This window comes from Xanthomonas sp. SHU 308 (genome assembly GCF_000364645.1).
In the GTDB taxonomy this organism is placed as follows: Bacteria; Pseudomonadota; Gammaproteobacteria; order Xanthomonadales; family Xanthomonadaceae; genus Xanthomonas_A; species Xanthomonas_A sontii.
On record NZ_AQOK01000329.1, the window covers coordinates 1 to 2,504 of the forward strand.

General features: G+C 54.2%; 2 protein-coding genes. Both read right to left on the reverse strand.

Annotated features, from left to right (window positions below):
* Nucleotides 1–129: 129 nt before the first annotated feature.
* Nucleotides 130–438, reverse strand: a complete 309-nt coding sequence (locus tag D588_RS26630) for a hypothetical protein (RefSeq protein WP_081613538.1) — start codon at nucleotides 436–438, stop codon at nucleotides 130–132.
* A partial coding sequence (locus tag D588_RS26635) for a VENN motif pre-toxin domain-containing protein (RefSeq protein WP_198526759.1) occupies nucleotides 435–2,504 on the reverse strand: 2,070 nt, incomplete at its 5' end. The genes D588_RS26630 and D588_RS26635, both read right to left, overlap by 4 nt.

Sequence of the window (2,504 nt, forward strand, 5' to 3'; positions counted from 1 at the left end):
GTTGCCCGCCAGCAGTGCGGCGCTGTTGCCGGCCTGCAAGGTGGTGCAGGTGAAAATGAGGTTAAGGCCGCGACGTTGAGCACTGTGTCGCGGGCGACGCAAACGGCTCACATCCCTGTGTAGCTGCAATTATTTATTATATTTAAAATTTGTTTTTACTTGTCCACCCAATTTGTATGAGAGAACAAAGGAAGTCCAGCCCTCACCACGTTGCACAGCGTTTTCCCTAAGGTTTTTTACTAGCGCGTACAGTATTGCATAGTTTATATCCGTCTTGACATCGGTAGATGTTATTCCATCTTTCTCAACTGTCAACACTGTGTTGATATAACCAGCTCCCACTTCAACCTCAAAAGTGAAACTATCATACCCATCGACTACACCAGAGTCCAGAAGTGCGAAAATTTCTTTAATTGTATTCAAATCTTCAATGATCATTTCTTCTTCCAAGGAATTTTATTGGCTTCGTTTTCAAAAACCACAGTGCTTGTTTTTCCATTGATAGTATACGTCACAACTAACGTGTCCGGCCTTGGCGAATCAGGAACGGACCTATTGAATCTTATGGTAGTCGGGCCAACGGTAGCTGTCGGATCATTTAGCGCACGCTTGATTTCGTTCTCATAAAAAACTTTATAAGCGGAATTGTTGAAATTTTTATCCTGAGCAAACAAATTGTAACCATCGCATGTACCGCCCTGACTGCATGCTTGAGCATGCCCACCAACGTCTGTACTGCGTCCTTGTCTTCCTGCTTCTGTTTGTCTCGCATCTCGCGGCACCTTCGTGTCAACTGGTGTGAACGTTAGCTCCTCCACCTGACCCGCACTATTTGTTGTGAAAGAAGAACCATTATCAAGTTCATATCGTGTATTTGGTGCTCGAGCGCTAGGATTGTTAAGCAACTCATACTCAGGAGAACCCTTTATAGCGTTTCTAGCATTTACTCTTACAACCGGCACATCAGATAAGCCATTCAAAGAAGACGTGTCAATCGCGTTGCCTTTTGGCACATCAGCTGCGACGTTCGAAGCAGGAATATCGTCGCCCAAGCGAAGAACCGTTCTCCCCCCGTTGCTACCCGCCGTTTCAGTAACCTCACCCACCGGTTTCAAGGCATTTACCGGCTCAAGGGTAGTGATAGGCAACGTCGTGGCTGACCTGCCCAGACCGGGAACAGCACCGGATGGAACAAATCCAATCAGAGAATAGAGTGCTTCTGCATAAGGCGTGGGCAGCCCCGTTTTGCTTAGCAGCATGCCACCTATCGTGGATGCCGGCTCCCCCGTCGCTGCCGTTTTAATGCCGGCGGCAGTCTGATCTGCACCCCAGGGTAGCAGCACACAGGAAATGCCAGTCTCTGCACACCCTCCAGCCCCTGCGGACATGGCTGCCATGCCCGTTCCTGCTTGCAGCACGCCGCCCAAGCGAGCCAAGGGATGCCCGTTACTGTTATCCCATTTGATTACACCATCCTTTGCGGCATCCCCTAAGTCGTAATCAAAAAGCTGTTTTTCAGATGGAATCCCTGTTTTCGCGGCAGTATAGGAACTGTAGTCTTGGTAAATTTGCTTCGCGAGCAAGTCGCCTAGTTGCTTGTACTCATCGCCCGCTCCCTTCGCTTCGAGTGCACCCCAGAACGCTTTTTCTGGAGTTCCATCTGCAAATTGTGCTGAGCATTTCACTCGTGCGCACGCAGCAGCAGTGAGGTCCGCCTGCAGCTGGACATCGCCCTTGCTTAGTTCCTTGATCCGGTTGATTTCTGTATCCGTCAGCATGCGGTTGTTTTCGACCGCATTGCGCGCGATCGTACTGCCGACGGCGACGTCGCTCAGACTGCCGCCTGTCATCCCGCCCACCAGCGCGCCGACCGCTTGCGACAGTGCCAGGATCGTCTGCTTGTCTTGCTCGGATAGATCGCTGGGCTTGGCGTCGGCGCCGTAGAGCGTCTTTGTCAGGTACTGGGCCGCCAACTCACCACCGGCGCCGACCAGTGCACCGCTTGCGGCCGAACTGCCGTTGGCCTCAGCCAGCACTGCGCCCAGTAGCGCATGCGAAAGCAATTGCGCGGCCGCATTCGGGTCGCTGCCGTGGTCGCCATCGAAGGTCCGCCCGATCAGTTGCGCCGCGTACGGTGCCAGCGCATTGCTTGCCACCTGCGTGCCGCTCTGCCCGGACACACCACCCACCAGCGCAGTGGTCACCGCCTGCAACGCACGGCTGTACTCACCTCCGGTACCCCATTGGGTTTGGCTGGTATAGGCATCTCGGTAGGCTGCACTCTGGGTCAGCAACAGATCCTGTTGCTGAGTTGGATCCAGTTTCGCGAACGCCGCTTGCTGATCGCCATTCAGCCCTTTCAGGTAGGCATCGCGCGCCTCGGCGGTCTTCTTCGCCGCATTGGCGGCGATGTCGCCCGCTACCTGGCGGCTGGTCTCCAGCACCGTCCCAGCTGCCGCGCCCATGGCCTGCTGCTCGGCCAGCACCTTGCGCACGTCCGGCAG

Bases quoted from the DNA above. Each gene is read 5' to 3' on its own strand.
- D588_RS26630 (WP_081613538.1), bottom strand. From the start codon at position 438: ATGATCATTGAAGATTTGAATACAATTAAAGAAATTTTCGCACTTCTG.